This window comes from Antrihabitans cavernicola (assembly GCF_008297975.1).
GTDB classification, from domain to species: Bacteria; Actinomycetota; Actinomycetes; order Mycobacteriales; family Mycobacteriaceae; genus Antrihabitans; species Antrihabitans cavernicola.
Window position 1 is genome coordinate 82,991 of the sequence record NZ_VLNY01000007.1, and the last position, 16,111, is coordinate 99,101.

Consider the following 16,111-nt stretch of genomic DNA (forward strand, 5'->3'; position numbering starts at 1 on the left):
GGTGAAAGAGCCTACGGCGGCGCGTCGACGGTCGATGGTGGGTCGTTTCCGTGCACGGACCGGCACCAGTGCGCACTGGGCCAACTCAGGTTCTCGACACCGTCTCGACGGGCGAGTTCGGTGATGTAGACCTGAATGTCGGCGAGATCGGTCGGCGCGCTTTCGCGTAGTCGCGTCACGGTCGGCATCACCTCTTCGATCCACCACGTACTGGCAAGGCTGTGCGGGTCGACGTCGGCCCGCGAGCTCCGGCCGTCACGGTCCCTGCGAAATCCCCATGCCAACGCCGAATCGGCGAGGCGAGACCAGTCGGCGGGTCGGTCCAACCACAACTGCCGACGAACGTCGTCCGGAAGCGGTACCTCTTCGAGAAACCGCCGCTCCGCGCGCTTGGACGGTAGGTCGTCGGCGGTGAGACAACTGCACACGAACGCGACCGAACAGATCCGATGTACCCGTGCGGGAAGGTGCGTCCAGTCGAGTTCGCGGCCGGCGGCCACCCGGTGGTGACCGTCGACCACGAAGTACAACTCCCCCAGCCGAATCAGCTCGATCGGCGGTGGTATTTCACCGCGGTCGAACCTCTCGAGGACTTCCGAATACCTGCTCGTTCGGCGACGTGGCCGAAAGTGGTCGTCGAAATCGTCCGATCGTGCGACCGAGCCGAGCACCTGCGCGAGCGGGACTTCGGCATCGTAGGAACCCATGGAGCCGTCGTCTCCGGCGGCGCTGACCACATCAGCCAGCGAAACCAACCCCTCGGGCCTGCGGATTCCACGCCACCACCCCATAACCGTCACCGCTCCGAATTCGATGGCGCGACACCATGCACGAACAGCAGCCGCCGATCCACGGCGTCTTTGCGAAGTTTCAGCGCCTCCACATAGTCGCTCGATGCGTACCAGTCTTCGAGGTGCTTCATGTCGGGGAACTCGACTACGACCACCCGCCGGTCGTCGTCCCAGTCACCCTCGGCGACAACCGGCTCGGCACCGCGTACGACGTAGCGCCCACCATGTTTCTCGATGGACGCCGCGGCCAACTTCATGTACTGCCCGGCGAGGCTTTCGTCACGAATGCGTACTTCGGAGATCACATAGGCGGACACGAATTCACACTAGGTGCTGGAGCACGCTCCACGTCAAGCAGTCGAGCGACGCCGAAATCGGCGAGCTGCTCGGCACGGGCTCGGCCTTGGTCGTAGCCCGCTCTGGCGGCCGCCGGACGCAGCGACAGATCCATCGCATTGGCGCCGAACATGTGCTCCGCGTTGGCTTCCGGGAAGATCGTCTCCACTCTGCTACCACTGGCGCGCAGTTCGGCGACCTGAGTTTCGAGGTGCGTTCCCCACTCCACCGGAGTCCGTGACCTGCCACCGAAAGGTGACAGCACCAGCACCCGTCCGCATCCGGCTGCCAGATCGGCATTCTCGGCGTTGGTTCGGTAACCGCCGTCGATGTAGCGACCGTCCCCGATCCGATGGGCGAAGCCACTGGAACAGCTGGCCGCCACCGCGTCAACCAGGTCGACCCCGCTGTGCCGGTCGAACACGACCGATTCACCGGTTCGGGCATCGACCGCCGTGATCAGCACGGTCCGTTTCGGCCAGTCCTGGCTCGGTAGCCGGGACGCGACCATTGCGCGCCACTGGGTAGAGCGATCCCCCGCAGGGTCCAGGTCGAGTGCCGCGGCGCCCATGCTGCGGCGCATGTCAGCCACATCGTGAGCAGCGACGATGATCTTGCGCGTTCGCTCCATGTTGTCCGCGGCCGAGGCGATCGGAGCGCGGCCTGGGCCGGACCCGACCGGACCGGTCCGTTGCGGCGGCGCGACGAGGGTGGCGGCATACAGGTCGGTCGGGCTCGCGCCTGCGATCTGGGCTGCAGCCGTCGAGCCTGCTGACGTGCCGATGGTCACGTCGGCTGTTGTCACATCCAGCCCGGCATCGAACAGACCGGCAACGACGCCGATCAGCCACGCGTTGCCGGTCGAACCGCCGCCGCCGAGGACTATTGCTCGACCGCGGGCTGTCGTCGAATCGACGTTCTGAAAAGAAGGTGTTGTGTTCATGGGAGTTGCCTTTCGCGAATTGTCTTCACGGGCGCTCCCGGTGGCGACTAGTTCGGTCGCGCGATCGTGCATTGCAGGGGAGCACCCACTACGGATACTGCGAACATGGGTCTCACCTCCTGCCGGTCGACAACGATCGACGCGACATTAGCACCGCGACCGGCGCTCGCGCACTCGAGTTTCTGCCCGCACACCCCGAATTGGGGACGCGCGGGTCGGAACTCGAGTGCGCGGCCGCTCCAGGTCGCCCTCAACACTCTGGTATTTTAATACCGGTCATGCCCGAACTGGATGGAGAGACGATTTGCTGGAACTGAAGACACCTCGCGAGGTCGACGCGATGCGCGTTACCGGCGCATTCATTCATGAACTGCTCGACGACCTCGCAGCGATGGCCGAGCCGGGGGTGAACCTGCTCGACCTCGAGCACCGCGCCCGCCAACTGATCACGGAGCGTGGCGCCGTGTCGTGCTACTGGGATTACGCGCCGTCGTTCGGGCGGGGTCCGTTTCGCAACGTGATCTGCCTGTCGGTCAATGATGCTGTGCTACATGGTCTTCCACACGACTACGTGCTGTGCGACGCAGATCTGCTGTCCATGGACATCGCGGTGTCGATCGATGGCTGGGTAGCGGATTCGGCGCGGAGTCTGATTGTCGGTGTCCCGCAACCCGAAGACGAGCGCCTCATCGAAGCAACAGAACGGGCACTGACCGCAGGCATTGCCGCTGCCGTGCCCGGTAACCGTTTGGGCGACATCTCGGCGGCAATCGGAGCCGTGGCGGCCGACTGCGGCTATCCGGTCAACACCGAATTCGGTGGGCACGGCCTCGGTCGCACGATGCACGAAGACCCACACGTCACCAACACCGGACGCGCGGGCCGAGGCCTGAAGTTGAAACCAGGATTGACGCTTGCGCTCGAACCGTGGTTCGCCCGCACCACAGACAAGATCGTCTACGACCCCGACGGGTGGACCATCCGCTCCGCCGATGGATCTCGAACCGCGCACAGCGAGCACACCATTGCCGTCACAGACGGTGCTGCAGCGATATTGACCTAAGCGGTGTTGATCTAAGCGGTGTTGATCTAAGCGGTGTTGGATCTAAGCGGAGTTGATCTAAGCGGAGACCAGCGAGTCCAGGACCGACAGGAACAGGCCCAACCCGTCGTCGCTGGGGCCGGTGAGGGCTTCGGTTGCGTGCTCGGGGTGCGGCATCAATCCGACCACCCGACCGTTCGCCGATGCGATACCCGCGATCCCGCGCTGCGAGCCGTTCGGGTTGTCGCCTGCGTAGCGGAACACCACTCGGCCTTCACCTTCGAGCTCGTCGAGCACCTGCTCCGACGCCTGGAACCGGCCTTCACCCGACTTAAGCGGCACCAGAATTTCGGCGCCGGCCTCGTAACGCGACGACCAGGCGGTGGAGTTGGCTTCGACCTTCAGCCACTGGTCGCGGCAGATGAAGTGCAGACCCTGGTTGCGAGTGAGCGCACCCGGGAGCAGCCCCGCCTCGCACAGCACCTGGAAACCGTTGCAGATGCCGAGAACCGGGAGCCCACCCTTGGCGGCCTCGACGACCTCGCCCATCACCGGCGCGAAGCGAGCGATGGCACCGGCACGCAGGTAGTCGCCATAGGAGAAACCGCCGGGCACGACGACGGCGTCGACACCCTTCAGATCGGCATCGCCGTGCCACAGACTGACAGCCTCGGCGCCTGCAAGATTGACTGCGCGGGCAGCGTCGACGTCGTCGAGGGTGCCGGGGAAGGTGATGACTCCGATACGCGCGGTCATGAGACGAGGGCCTTTCTGAGCATCGCAATGAGTACCGGAGCGCAGCGAGGAACGGAATGAGGAGCGGAGGAAGGCCTCGAGGCGGGGAATGTCACTGCAGACGCGTCACTTTCCAGTCTTCGATCACGGTGTTGGCGAGCAGCGATTCTGCGATCTTCGCCAACTCGTCGTCATCGACGTCGTCACCGACCTCGAGCTCGAATCGCTTGCCCTGACGCACATCGGAGACGCCGTTGAATCCGAGTCGCGGGAGTGCGCCGACAATGGCCTGTCCCTGCGGATCGAGGATCTCGGCCTTCGGCATGACATCGACCACGACACGAGCCACGTGCAGCCTCCTGCGGTTTGAAGCGATTTGGGCCTAGCCGACCCTGACGAGCACGAAGTTTACCGGTCCCTGCCTAAGGCCTCGCAAGCGCGCATACTGGCCACATGCGAGTAGCCCACTTCCGTCACTCCTGCATCCTCGTCGAGCTCAACGGCTCGAAAATCCTGTTCGACCCGGGCACGTTTTCGCACGGGTTCGAAGGAATCACCGGCCTCGACGCCATCTTCATCACCCACCAGCACCCCGATCACGCCGATACCGCGCGCCTACCTGCGTTGATCGACGCCAATCCGAACGCCAAGCTGTTCGCGGACCCGCAGACCGCCGAGAAGCTGGGCGATGCCTGGACAGCGGTTCGTGCAGGCGATGTGCAGCAGATCGGCGATGTCCAGATCACCGGTGACGGCGGCAAGCATGCCGTCATCCATCCCGAGATTCCGGTGGTCGACAACACCGTCTATTTGGTGGGCACCGCCGACAAGCCTGCCCAGCTCATGCATCCCGGCGATTCGCTCTACGTGCCCGATCGCGAGATCGACGTCCTCGCCGTCCCCGCGGTCGCACCGTGGATGAAGGTCAGTGAAGCCGTTGAGTACCTCCGCGCCGTCAAGCCACGCTTCGCGTTCCCCATCCACCAGGAAGTCGCATCCAGCAACGGGCGCGCTGTCTACTACGCGCGGCTCGACGAGATGAAGCCCGATGGCACCGACTTCCGCGTGCTGCCGGAGGAAGAATCGCTGGATCTGACCTAAATCCGAGAAGCAGCGTCGCGACCTGCAGCACGACCCGAGAAGATGCAGCCGCCGACGAAGGTGCCTTCCAACGAGCGGTACCCGTGCACGCCGCCACCACCGAAACCGGCGACCTCACCGGCTGCGTAGAGACCTTCGAACAGTGTGCCGTCGGCCTTCATGACGCGTGAACCGAGGTCGGTTTCCAAGCCGCCCAACGACTTCCGGGTCAGCAGATGCAACCGCACCGCAATCAACGGGCCTGCCTTGGGATCGAGCAACTTGTGCGGCGGTGCCACCCGAGCGATCTTGTCCGGAAGGTAAGCGCGGGCGCCGTGAATGGCGGTGACCTGCGCGTCCTTCGAGTACTTGTTGTCGAACTCGCGATCGCGGGCGGTGACCTCGTTCTCGATTGCGTTGTAGTCCAACAGATTTTCGCCGGACAGCTGATTCATCGCGGTGACCAGGTCGACAAGGTTGTCCTTGACGATGAAGTCGACACCCTTTTGCTTGAACGCCTCCACCGGACCGGGTGCGCCCTTCTTGATGCGCTCGAGAACCAGCTTGATGTTGCGATCGGTGAGGTCCGGATTCTGCTCCTGACCGGAGAGTCCGAACTCCTTCTCGATGATCTTCTGGTCGAGGATGAACCAGGTGTAATCGTGGCCGGTCTTGACGATGTGCTCCATGGTTCCGAGCGTGTCGAATCCAGGGAAAAGCGGCCCGGGCAAACGCTTTCCGGTCGCGTCGAGCCACAGCGACGACGGTCCGGGCAGAATTCGAATGCCGTGCTTGGGCCACACGGGATCGTAGTTGGTGATGCCTTCGGTGTAGTGCCACATACGATCTCGGTTGACCAGGTTGGCGCCGGACGATTCTGCGATATCCAGCATCCGACCGTCGACGTGCGCGGGGACGCCGCACAACATGTTCTTCGGTGCCGCACCCATTCGCTTCGGCCAGTACTTCTTGACCATCTCGTAGTTGCCGCCGATGCCACCCGAGGTGATGATGACCGCTTGGGCGGAGAACTCGAATTCGCCGACGCCGGTGCGCGACGACGTGATCCCGCGCGCAGCCGACGACGGTTCCAGCACAGTGCCTTTGACACCGGTCGCAGCACCGTCGGTGAGAACCAACTCGTCCACCTGGTGCCGCCACTGATACGTCACCAGCCCGCGATCGACACCCGCCTGCACGCGCTTGGCGAAGATCTCGACGAGGCCGGGCCCGGTGCCCCAGGTGATGTGGAAGCGCGGCACCGAGTTGCCAGGCCCGTTGGCCCCGTACCCGCCACGCTCGGCCCAACCGACGGCAGGGAACAGCTTGAGCCCCTGCTGCGCCAACCAGCTGTGCTTCTCCCCCGCCGCGAACTCGACGTAAGCCTGCGCCCACTTGCGACCCCAATGGTCTTCGCGTTCTCTGTCGAAGCCCGCGTTGCCGAGCCAGTCCTGCATGGCGAGCTCGTAGGAGTCCTTGATGCCGAGTCGTCGCTGCTCAGGGCTGTTCACGAAGAACAGCCCGCCGAACGACCAGAAGGCCTGACCACCCAGATTGTCGGCGTTCTCCTGGTCGACCACGATCACGCGTTTACCGGCATCCACCAGTTCCGCGGTGGCGGCCAAGCCTGCAAGGCCGGCTCCTACGACAATGACGTCCGCAGCTTCGCTCATGCCGCAACAGTAGCCGCTAGCCTGCCTGCAGCTCACCCATCTTCGACCATCCGTCGGCGCCCTCGATGGTGGTGCTGACGATGTCGGGCGTAGCCCGGACCAGCGGCTGCATGGCAGCGATACCGGCGGCAAAATGATCCGACTCGACGTGCGCCGCGGCGGCGCCGTCCTGGAACGCTTCCACCAGAACGTAGGTGGTGGGGTCGTCGACGCTGCGCGACCACTCGAACCACAGATTGCCTGCCTCGTTGCGCGTCGCCTGCGTGAAAGCGGCTACGTGCGTGAGCCATTCGTCGGCATATTCGGGCTTCACCGGAAACTTCACGACTATGAAGATCATCAGCGAAGCCTACGCGCGGACGTTCAGGCCGCGCGTGACTCTCGCACCGGAGTCCAGCGGTACACGTCCGACGTCGCACTGTGGTAGAGCGCGAGGTCGACGGCGTCGAGCATGGCCTGCCGCGGACCCGAGCTCCCCAACTGCTTTGCGGTCACCGCAAGCCGCACGGTCGCGCCGCGTCGAGCGATCCGACCGGAACCCATGACCAGTGCCCTGCACCACCACGGCTCGGCGCGGAACCCTTCACCGATTCCGAGAACACGAGCCTTCTCGGCGGTGCCGCGTTCCAGATCGTGAACCGCCGTCAACGTCGCCGCCACCCGGAACCCCGCGCCGGGCAAGGCGGCAAGCGCACCCTCCGACGAATTCCAGCGCGGTGCGGCGAAGATGCGAGTACGCAGTCCCGTCTGCTCCATGACCCGATCGGCGGCGATCAGCCGCAACCGAGCCTCGTGCTCGGGCAGGGTGGCGAACTCGGCACGACGACGCCCGGTCGCGGCCTGGTCGTAGCCGTGCAGCACGATGGCATCGCCGCCGTCGCGACGAGACCGCAACCAGTCCTGCGTCTCGTCGTCGCGCACCAGTTTGTACTTGTCCTTCAACCGTGGGGCGACAAGCAAAGACAGTCGCACTCCGCGGGCATCCATCTGCTCCGCGAAGTCGACTGCGTGCTTACGGGTCTCGGACCTGATCCCCGAAATCGAAACGATCAGTTCACCGCTCATGCCATAACCCTGACAGGTGCAGGTGAACGCAACCCAAAATGCGTCTTACGTGGGCAAATGAGCTTCGATGGCGTCGATCACTTCCGGTGCGTCCGGAACCGTCCGAGGCCGAAAACGGTTGACCACACTGCCATCCGGTGCGATCAGGAACTTTTCGAAGTTCCACTGCACGTCACCGGCGGCACCGTCCGCGTCCTTGGTTTCCGTCAGCTCCCGATACAGCGGGTGCCGGTTGCCGCCGTTGACCTCGATCTTTGCCAGCAGCGGGAACGTGACGCCGTAGGTGGCGGAGCAGAACGTCTGGATCTCCTCCGCCGTCCCCGGCTCCTGGCCCATGAACTGATTGCAGGGAACTCCGATCACCGTCAGCCCGCGATCCGCATAGTCGGTCGCCAGCTTCTCGAGCGCCGAGTACTGCGGCGTGAGGCCACATTTCGATGCCACGTTGACCAGTAGCACTGTGCGGCCGCCGTATTCGCTGAGGCTGGTGGGCTCGCCGCCGAGTGTTTCGAGTTCGATGTTCTGCAAGTCAGTCATGTTCGCAGGTTACCTAGTCGCGACCGGTACGGCAGCCTCTGCAGGCTCCGCGGTCGGATGGTCGTCGTCGATCATCGTCTGCTCGTCGAACGGCAGGTTGCCATCCAGCACCGTCCGCACCTTGGCGGTGTCGATGGTGTCTGTCCACTTGCCGATCAGCAGGGTCGCGATGGCGTTGCCGGAGAAGTTGGTGACTGCGCGAGCCTCCGACATGAACCGGTCGATGCCGACGATCAGCCCGACGCCGTCCAGCAGTTCTGGCCGGTGGCTCTGCAATCCGCCTGCGAGCGTTGCCAATCCGGCGCCACTGACTCCTGCCGCACCCTTCGACGCGATGATCATGAACGCCAGCAGCGACAGTTGCTCACCGAAATGCAACGGCTTGCCCATGGCGTCGGCGATGAACAGCGACGCCATCGTCAGGTAGATCGCGGTGCCGTCGAGGTTGAACGAGTAGCCGGTGGGAACGACGACGCCGACGGTCGTCCGCTGTACGCCAGCGTGCTCCATCTTCGCCATCAAGCGCGGCAGTGCCGACTCGGACGACGACGTCGCGACGATCAGCAGGTACTCGCGGCCGAGGTAGCGTGCGAGCTTGAAGACGTTCAGGCCGGTGACAGCGCGCAGCAGGCCGCCGAGGACACCGAAGACAAAGATCACGCAGGTCAGGTAGAACGCCAGCATCAGGGTCGCCAGCTGGGTGACCGCGTCGAGCCCGGTTGCGCCGACCACAGCCGCGATCGCGCCGAACGCGCCGATCGGTGCCAGCCACAGGATCATCGACAGAATTCGGAACACCAGCTTCTGCACCGCACCGATGCCACGCAGGATCGGCTCCCCCTGCTTGCCCATCGCCTGCAAGCCGAAGCCGACCAGCAGCGCTACGAACAGCGTCTGCAGGACGCTGCCGGCGGTCAGCGAGGACAGCAGGGACGTCGGAATGATGCCCTGGATGAAGTCCCAGGCACCGCCCGCGCCGTGCGCCTTCTCCGCGTACTCGGCGCCCGCACCGATGTGTTGGGAGAGATCGAGGCCGGTACCCGGCTTGACCAGGTTGCCGACGACAAGGCCGATAGCGAGTGCCACCGTCGACATGCTGACGAAGTAGGCCAACGCCAGGCCGCCGACCTTGCCGACCTTTGCCGCTGCCTTCACCGATCCGATGCCAAGGACGATGGTGCAGAAGATGACCGGGCTGATCATCATCTTGATCAGGTTGATGAACAGGGTGCCGAGTTGGCCGAGCGACTTCCCGAGATCGGGCGCCAGCCAACCGACGAAAATTCCTGCGATGACTGCGACGATCACCGCCATATAGAGCCAATGTGTCTTGTCGCGCTTCTTCTTTTCCGGAGGCTGTTCGCTGATCGTGCTTTCGGTGGTGGTCATTGCCCGTCCTTGCGTGTGAACCCGTCGAGTGAAGTGGTAGGTCTACTTCTGATGAACAATGAGAAGGCACAATGTGACGCCAGTCACGCTTGTGTTCATTACGTTCACGCACGAACCGAGGGATTTCTTGACCAGCAGAGTGTCGCTGGCCCGCCAGGTGCTGATCTTGCAGCTGGCGGTGCTGGCCGTTGTCATCGTCGCCGCCGCAGGCCTCGCGATTCTCGATGCCCGACACGACAGCGATCAGGCGACGCGACGGCAGGTGACCGGAATCGCCGTCAGCCTCGCCGTGGCGGAATCCACCAAGGCCGCGTTGCTGTCGCCGGATCCGACGGCGGTGCTGCAGCCGGAGACCGAACAGATCCGCAAGGCCACCGGCATGGACTTCATCGTCGTGATGGCACCCGATCGCACCAGGTACACGCATACCAACACCGATCAGATCGGAAAGGCGTTCAGCGGCAACATCGATCGGGCCCTGCACGGCGAAACCTTCACCGAGACCTACACCGGCTCGCTAGGACCCTCGATCAGGTCGGTGACACCGGTGTACGCAGGCGACAAGCTGGTGGGCCTGGTTTCGGCAGGGGTGACGCGTGAGCGGATCGGCGCGCAGGTTGCGCAAGGCTTGCCCGCAATCATCGGCGTCGCAGCGGCCGGGCTCGCAGGCGCTGCGGTGGGGTCGTTCCTGTTGAGCCGCAGGCTTCGACGTCAGACTCTCGGGATGGCACCCGCCGAGTTGCGCACCCTCTACGAGCATCACGACGCCGTCCTGCATTCGATCGGCGAGGGTCTGGTTGTCTTCGGCAACCGCGCATCGGATCCGGCGGATGTGGTCAACGACGAGGCACGCCGACTCCTCGATCTGCCAGACGGCGACGTGCGGCGCGCCGATCTCCCTGATTCGTTGCGAGAGTTGCCATCCGGTACCGTCCGCGGCGAGATGCATGTGACGCCGACGCGGGTACTGGTGGTCAATCAGGACCCGGTCGAGTGGGAGGGCCGATCCATCGGGTCGGTGCTGACGATTCGGGACCGCACCGAATTGCAGGGCGTGCTTGGCGAACTCGACTCGATTCGCGGGTTCGCGGAGTCGCTGCGCTCGCAGGCGCACGAGTCGGCGAATCGGCTGCACACCGTGATCACGATGGTCGAGTTGGGCCGCTACGACGCCGCTGTCGAATTCGCCACCGCGGAACTGGCGCTGTCGCAGAACCTGATCGATCGATTGATGGCGTCGGTGCACGAGCCCGCGCTGGCTGCGCTCTTGCTGGGCAAGGTGAATCAAGCCGCCGAGCGTGGTGTGGAACTGACGGTCAGTGACGACACCGCGTTGGAATCGCCGCACCCGCTCACTACCCACGAGGCCGTCACACTGATCGGAAATCTGCTCGACAACGCCACCGACGTCGCACTGCAATCCGACGACAAGTGGGTGGAGGTGACTGTGCAACAAACGGATTCGCAACTACTGGTGCGCGTCGCCGACAGCGGGCCCGGCATGTCACCGGAGGCGTTCGAGCGAGCGACCGGGCGCGGCTACTCGACCAAATCCGATCACCGCGGGCTCGGGCTCGCCCTCATCGTCCAGTTGGTCGCGCGGCACGACGGTGCGATCCGCGCTGAGCAGGCACCTGCCGCCGTCGCGGTGACCATTCCGCGGCCCCGAGCCGAACGGAGCACGTCGTGATTCGCGTGCTGATCGTCGAGGACGAGGACCTCATCGCCGAAGCGCACACCATGTACGTCGGTCGAGTCCCGGGATTCGCCGTGCATGGCGTTGCGCACACCGGTCGCGACGCCATGCGGATAGCGGCCGCCGCGGTGGCGGACGGCACACCGATCGACCTCGTCCTGATGGACCTCGGCCTACCGGACGCCAGCGGCTTGGATGTCGCTGCGGCCCTTGGTGGTCTGCAGCCCAGCCCGGACGTCATCGCAATCACTTCGGCCCGCGATCTGGCGATGGTCCGGTCGGCGGTGACACACGGGGTCATGTTGTATCTGTTGAAGCCGTTCACCTTTGCCGCGTTCCGGGACAAGTTGGAGCGTTACCACGAGTTTCGCAAGGCGCTGCCCGCGGGCGAGTCGGCGGTGTCGCAGCGAGACATCGATCGGGCGATGGGCGCGTTGCGCACCTCCGACGATCGGGCGACTGCACCCAAAGGCATTGCACCCCAGACCTCGGACGACATCTCCCGCGCTGTGCGCGCCGCACCGGACGGCCTTGGGGCGGCCGAAGCCGGTGCGGTGGTGGGGGTTTCCCGGGTCACAGCGTGGCGCTATCTGGAGAAGTTGGCGGACGACGGACTTGTGGAGCGACGCACCGAGTACGGCAAGGCGGGTCGCCCCCAGGTCCGCTACGTGTGGCGCTGACGCGCCCCGCAAGGGACGGTCAGGCATCCAGGTCGGCAGCGACCAGTTTCGCGACGGCGGCGAGGACTTCGGGATCGTCGCTGCTGACGATCACCTCGGTGCCCGCGGTGGCTCCGAGCGTCATGATCATCAGTGCCGAACCTGCGTCAACCGGCTCGTCGTCTCCGACGGCGAGGGTGACCTCGGCGCCGGATTCGGTGACCGCGTCGGCGATGATTCCTGCGGGGCGGGCGTGCAATCCGATCGACGATCCGACGACGACTGTTGTGCTGGGCATGTCTACTCCTGTTTGTGTTGGGGTGATGGGGTTTTCAGGCTGCTGCAAGGGTGAAGTCGGTGGTGTCCTCGGCCACCTTCTTGCGTTGCACCAGTTGCTTTGCGGCGACGACACACACGGTGCCGACGATCGTTCCCGCGGCGAGCGCCACCAGGAACCAGACCAGGTGACCGATGGCGAAGAAGACGAAGATCCCGCCGTGCGGCGCGCTGAGGGTGGTATCGGTGGCCATGATCAGCGCACCGGTGACCGCTCCGCCCGCCATCATCGACGGGATGACCCGGAACGGATCGCCCGCGGCGAACGGGATGGCACCCTCGGAGATGAACGAGGCGCCGAGAAGCCATGCGGCCTTGCCGTTTTCCCGCTCGGGCTCGGTGAAGATGCCGGGCCGAACCGTCGTCGCCAGCGCCATGGCGAGCGGCGGCACCATGCCTGCGGCCATCACGGCTGCCATGATCCGCAGCGACGCGGGGTCGGCGACATTGAGGCCTGCGGTGGCAAATGCGTAGGCAGCCTTGTTGACCGGACCACCGAGGTCGAAGCACATCATCAGGCCGAGGATGACACCGAGGACGATCACCGAGCTACCGGAGAGGCTGTTGAGCCAGTTGGTGAGTCCACTGGTGATGGCAGCCAACGGCTTTCCGAGCACGATGAACATGAGCGCACCGACGATCAGCGTGCCGAACAGCGGAACGATCACCACCGGCATCAGGCCACGCGCCCACTGCGGCACCTTGATCCGCGATATCCACAGGGCGGCGAAGCCTGCGACGATGCCGCCGACCAGACCACCGATGAACCCGGCACCGACGAACACCGCGACCGCGCCGGCCGTGAAACCTGGTGCGAGCCCGGGCCTGTCCGCGATCGAGAAGGCGATGTAGCCCGCCAGTGCAGGGACGAGGAAGCTGAACGCCAGCGATCCGAGCTGGAACAGCACCGCGCCGAGGTAGGTTGCGAGTCCGCCTTGCGGCAGCGCCGTCAACGAGTTGTCGAGAACGATCGTCTTTGCGTCGCCGGAGATCTCGTAGCCTGCGAGCAAGAATCCGAGGGCGATCAGCAGACCGCCCGCGGCGACGAACGGAATCATGTAGCTGACGCCGGTCAGCAGGATCTGCCGCAGCCGGGTGCCCCACCCGATCGATCCGGCCGTGTCGCCGTCGCTTGTCGCGGCCGCACCTTCGACCGTCGCGGCATTCGGGTTCAGGCTTGCGCGCATCGCCTCGGCCACCATGGTGTCGGGCTCGTTGATCGCACGCTTGACGCCCGACGACACGACGGGCTTGCCCGCGAACCGCTGCTTGTCGCGCACACCGACGTCGGTCGCGAAGATCACGGCGGATGCCGATTCGATCAGTGCCGGACTCAACGGCGTACTACCACTTGACCCTTGAGTTTCGACGTGCACCGTGACGCCGGCTCGTTCACCGGCAGCGACGAGTGAATCGGCGGCCATGTAGGTGTGGGCGATCCCGGTGGGGCAGGCGGTGACGGCGACGATGTGCTTGATCTGGTCGTCGGCGGGCGGAGGAGACGCCGCGGGGACCGGAGCGACAGCCTTCTTGGGCGCCGGCTTCAGCACATCCTCGACGAGGGCGACGATGGCCGCAGACGTCTGCGAAGCTCGCAGATCGGCGACGAACGCCGGCTTCACCAAGGCGCGGGCGAGGCTGGAAAGCAGCTTCATGTGTGCTGCACCCGCTCCCTCCGGTGCCGCGATGAGGAAAACCAGGTCGGCCGGGCCGTCCGGTGCACCGAAGTCCACCTTCGGATCGAGTCGCGCGAAACCGAGCGACGCCGCCGTCACCGACTCGCTGCGGCAGTGCGGAATCGCGATACCGCCCGGAAGCCCGGTGGCGGACTTGGTCTCCCGGGCCAGGGCTGCGTCGCGCAGGTCGTCGGCGGAGGTTGCGCGTCCCGCCCCGGCGAGCGTCTGCGCGAGCGCGGCGATGACGGCCTCTTTGGTGGAACCCAGATTCGCGTCCAGCGCAATCAGCTCGGGTGTGATGATCGCCGGTGTGTCACCGGATGATGCTGTCGGATCAGACATTTGACGCTTCCTTCGATTGCGGATCGGACGCGAGCGCCGTGACTGTCACAGCGTCGAGATTCAGGTGGCGCGGGGCGGGTAGAGCCGTGCCCGGTAGTGCCGCGGCGGCTGCGCCGTATGCGACGGCGCGCCGGAGGCAGCCGGGCGGATCTGCTCCCTCCAGATGAGCGAGCAGATATCCGGCAAGCGACGAATCGCCTGCACCGACGGTGCTGCGTGGAACGATCGGTGGCGGGGTTGCGTACCAGGCGCCGGTGCGCGTCACCAGCACCGCACCCGCGGCACCCAGTGTGGCGAGAACCGCCTCCACCCCTTTGTCGATCAAGACGCGGGATGCCGTGGCCGCCAACGTCGGATCTCCCTGTGCGGCCGACTGTTCCAGCAGCTCGGCGTCGAAACCGGTGAGCTGGGCGAGTTCCTCCGCATTGGGCTTCATCAGGTGCGGAGCCGAATCGTCGAGCCGCAGCGCCAGCGCCCGCAAGGGATCGTCGGAAGTATCGACGGCGACGCGCACCGAGAGATCGCGCAGCGAGCGGATCAGATCGGCATACCAGTCGTCGGGAACGCCCGGAGGTAGCGACCCGGCGAGCACCACCCACGCGGCACCCGCACCCAATTGATGCAGATGCTGCGCCAGTCGGGCACGAACATCGTGCGGCAACGGCGTGCCCGCCTGGTTGATCTTGGTGGTGGTGCCGTCGGGTTCGGTGATGGTGAGGTTGATCCTGGCCGTGCCGGGCGACGGAACGGTGCGATGCCCGATGCCGATCTCGCGCAACGCTTTCAGGAGCGGATCGTCCTCGTTGCCGGGCAGCAACGCGATGGTGGACGCACCGGCGTTGGCAACGACTCGTGCGACGTTGACACCCTTGCCGCCCGGATCCGACGTCGCTGCCTGCGTTCGATGCACTGCGCCGCGCTCGAGCGGTTCGGCGAGCGCCACCGTGCGATCGATACTCGGGTTCGCCGTGAGTGTGATGATCATGCGACGACAACCTCCACTCCATGCTCGTTCAGTTCGTCGCGTTGCGCGTCGTGGATGTCGGAATCCGTAATCAGCACATCGATCCGGTCGATCGTGCCGAAGCTGATCATGTGCTCTCGCCCGACCTTCGACGAATCCGCAACGACCACAACGTGTTGCGCGCAGTCGAGCATCGCTCGCTTCACCGCCGCCTCTTCGCTGTCGGGGGTGGACAGGCCGTGTCCGACACTCAGCGCGTTGGTTCCGATGAATGCGACGTCGACGCGCAGCACGCTGAGCATGCGCAGGGTCTCGTCGCCGACCGCCGCTTGGGTCAAGCCGCGCACCCGGCCGCCGAGCAGATGCAGGCGGGCACCGCCGAAGGTGGAGACCCGTGCCGCGATCGGAACCGAATTGGTGACGACGGTGAGTTCGAGATCGGTGGGCAGCAGCGCTGCGATCCGCCCGGTCGTCGTCCCGGCGTCGAAGATGATGCTGCCGCCGGAGCCGGGCAGATGGTCGAGCGCAGCCTTGGCGATCCGGTCCTTTTCGCCGGTCCGAGTCGACTCGCGTTCGCCGGTGCCTGGTTCGATTGCCGTCAGCGCCGTTGCCGGGACTGCACCGCCGTGCACTCGGCGAACCAAGCCCATCCGTTCCAGTACGGCGAGGTCACGACGGACCGTCTCGGTGGTGACGTTGTAGAGATCCGAAAGGTCGGCAACCGACATTCGCCCACGCTGGTCGATCAGCGTGGCTATCGCTTGGTGGCGCTCTTCTGCGTACACAGCCTGCTCCTCGTCACAATGTTGATTAATGTTGTTTTACGCCCGATTGTGTTGCTTTGTCA

The 16,111-nt window shown here is 65.0% G+C and carries 18 protein-coding genes; 4 read left to right on the forward strand and 14 right to left on the reverse strand.

The features are described 5' to 3' along the window. Positions 1-11: 11 nt before the first annotated feature. The 3 genes from FOY51_RS15955 to FOY51_RS15965 are packed head-to-tail and all read right to left on the reverse strand — an operon-like array spanning position 12 to position 2,070. Positions 12-800 carry a ParB N-terminal domain-containing protein gene (locus FOY51_RS15955; protein ID WP_187776353.1) on the reverse strand — a complete coding sequence of 263 codons (789 nt, stop codon included), beginning with the start codon at positions 798-800 and terminating at the stop codon, positions 12-14. Further along, complete coding sequence (locus FOY51_RS15960) at positions 797-1,108, reverse strand: DUF1330 domain-containing protein (RefSeq protein ID WP_149431248.1); 312 nt, start codon at positions 1,106-1,108, stop codon at positions 797-799. Before FOY51_RS15960 ends, FOY51_RS15955 begins: the two co-directional genes overlap by 4 nt. Continuing rightward, entirely contained in the window at positions 1,093-2,070 is a 978-nt protein-coding gene (locus FOY51_RS15965; RefSeq protein ID WP_235916396.1) for a patatin-like phospholipase family protein, read from the reverse strand. Before FOY51_RS15965 ends, FOY51_RS15960 begins: the two co-directional genes overlap by 16 nt. A 304-nt stretch (positions 2,071-2,374) precedes the next feature. On the opposite strand from FOY51_RS15965, the gene map reads away from it, so the two are divergent. Next, positions 2,375-3,133: a type I methionyl aminopeptidase gene (map, locus tag FOY51_RS15970; protein ID WP_149431249.1), complete on the forward strand. Its 759-nt coding sequence runs from the start codon at positions 2,375-2,377 to the stop codon at positions 3,131-3,133. A 57-nt stretch (positions 3,134-3,190) separates the two neighbouring features. On the opposite strand, the gene purQ is transcribed toward map, so the two are convergent. Together purQ and purS are read right to left on the reverse strand one after the other, a co-directional pair. Continuing rightward, positions 3,191-3,868 (reverse strand): phosphoribosylformylglycinamidine synthase subunit PurQ, encoded by a 678-nt coding sequence (purQ, locus tag FOY51_RS15975; protein WP_149431250.1) that lies wholly within the window; start codon positions 3,866-3,868, stop codon positions 3,191-3,193. Between the two features lie 91 nt (positions 3,869-3,959). Further along, a complete protein-coding gene (gene purS / locus FOY51_RS15980) occupies positions 3,960-4,196 on the reverse strand; it encodes a phosphoribosylformylglycinamidine synthase subunit PurS (RefSeq protein ID WP_149431251.1) in 237 nt (78 codons plus the stop codon). Between the two features lie 104 nt (positions 4,197-4,300). Between purS and FOY51_RS15985 the strand changes: the two genes are divergently transcribed. Next, positions 4,301-4,948, forward strand: coding sequence for an MBL fold metallo-hydrolase (locus FOY51_RS15985; RefSeq protein ID WP_149431252.1), 648 nt, complete (start codon positions 4,301-4,303; stop codon positions 4,946-4,948). Here the strand turns inward: FOY51_RS15985 and FOY51_RS15990 are convergent. Genes FOY51_RS15990 through FOY51_RS16010 form a run of 5 tightly spaced genes read right to left on the reverse strand, consistent with a single transcriptional unit; the run spans position 4,945 to position 9,591 of the window. Further along, on the reverse strand, positions 4,945-6,600 hold the full coding sequence (locus tag FOY51_RS15990) for an FAD-binding dehydrogenase (protein ID WP_149431253.1): 1,656 nt from the start codon (positions 6,598-6,600) through the stop codon (positions 4,945-4,947). The genes FOY51_RS15985 and FOY51_RS15990 overlap by 4 nt on opposite strands. Before the next feature lie 16 nt (positions 6,601-6,616). Continuing rightward, the gene (locus FOY51_RS15995) at positions 6,617-6,940 is read right to left on the reverse strand and encodes a putative quinol monooxygenase (protein ID WP_149431254.1); all 324 of its coding nucleotides are present in this window, start codon (positions 6,938-6,940) and stop codon (positions 6,617-6,619) included. A 23-nt stretch (positions 6,941-6,963) separates the two neighbouring features. After that, complete coding sequence (locus FOY51_RS16000; RefSeq protein ID WP_149431255.1) at positions 6,964-7,665, reverse strand: DUF2334 domain-containing protein; 702 nt, start codon at positions 7,663-7,665, stop codon at positions 6,964-6,966. 45 nt (positions 7,666-7,710) lie between these two features. Next, positions 7,711-8,202 carry a glutathione peroxidase gene (locus tag FOY51_RS16005; RefSeq protein WP_149431256.1) on the reverse strand — a complete coding sequence of 164 codons (492 nt, stop codon included), beginning with the start codon at positions 8,200-8,202 and terminating at the stop codon, positions 7,711-7,713. Between the two features lie 9 nt (positions 8,203-8,211). Further along, the gene (locus FOY51_RS16010) at positions 8,212-9,591 is read right to left on the reverse strand and encodes a cation:dicarboxylate symporter family transporter (RefSeq protein WP_149431257.1); all 1,380 of its coding nucleotides are present in this window, start codon (positions 9,589-9,591) and stop codon (positions 8,212-8,214) included. 139 nt (positions 9,592-9,730) lie between these two features. On the opposite strand from FOY51_RS16010, the gene FOY51_RS16015 reads away from it, so the two are divergent. Continuing rightward, entirely contained in the window at positions 9,731-11,281 is a 1,551-nt protein-coding gene (locus FOY51_RS16015) for a sensor histidine kinase (protein ID WP_371830452.1), read from the forward strand. Further along, the gene (locus tag FOY51_RS16020) at positions 11,278-11,967 is read left to right on the forward strand and encodes a response regulator (RefSeq protein ID WP_149431259.1); all 690 of its coding nucleotides are present in this window, start codon (positions 11,278-11,280) and stop codon (positions 11,965-11,967) included. The genes FOY51_RS16015 and FOY51_RS16020 overlap by 4 nt, the downstream gene beginning before the upstream one ends. Positions 11,968-11,986: 19 nt before the next feature. Here the strand turns inward: FOY51_RS16020 and FOY51_RS16025 are convergent, their stop codons facing one another. Genes FOY51_RS16025 through FOY51_RS16040 form a run of 4 tightly spaced genes read right to left on the reverse strand, consistent with a single transcriptional unit; the run spans position 11,987 to position 16,049 of the window. Continuing rightward, positions 11,987-12,244, reverse strand: coding sequence for an HPr family phosphocarrier protein (locus FOY51_RS16025; protein ID WP_149431260.1), 258 nt, complete (start codon positions 12,242-12,244; stop codon positions 11,987-11,989). Positions 12,245-12,278: 34 nt separating this feature from the next. Then, complete coding sequence (locus FOY51_RS16030; protein ID WP_149431261.1) at positions 12,279-14,300, reverse strand: PTS fructose transporter subunit IIABC; 2,022 nt, start codon at positions 14,298-14,300, stop codon at positions 12,279-12,281. Next, positions 14,293-15,285: a 1-phosphofructokinase gene (gene pfkB / locus FOY51_RS16035; protein WP_149431262.1), complete on the reverse strand. Its 993-nt coding sequence runs from the start codon at positions 15,283-15,285 to the stop codon at positions 14,293-14,295. Before pfkB ends, FOY51_RS16030 begins: the two co-directional genes overlap by 8 nt. Further along, the gene (locus tag FOY51_RS16040; protein ID WP_149431263.1) at positions 15,282-16,049 is read right to left on the reverse strand and encodes a DeoR/GlpR family DNA-binding transcription regulator; all 768 of its coding nucleotides are present in this window, start codon (positions 16,047-16,049) and stop codon (positions 15,282-15,284) included. The genes pfkB and FOY51_RS16040 overlap by 4 nt, the downstream gene beginning before the upstream one ends. Positions 16,050-16,111 lie beyond the last annotated feature (62 nt).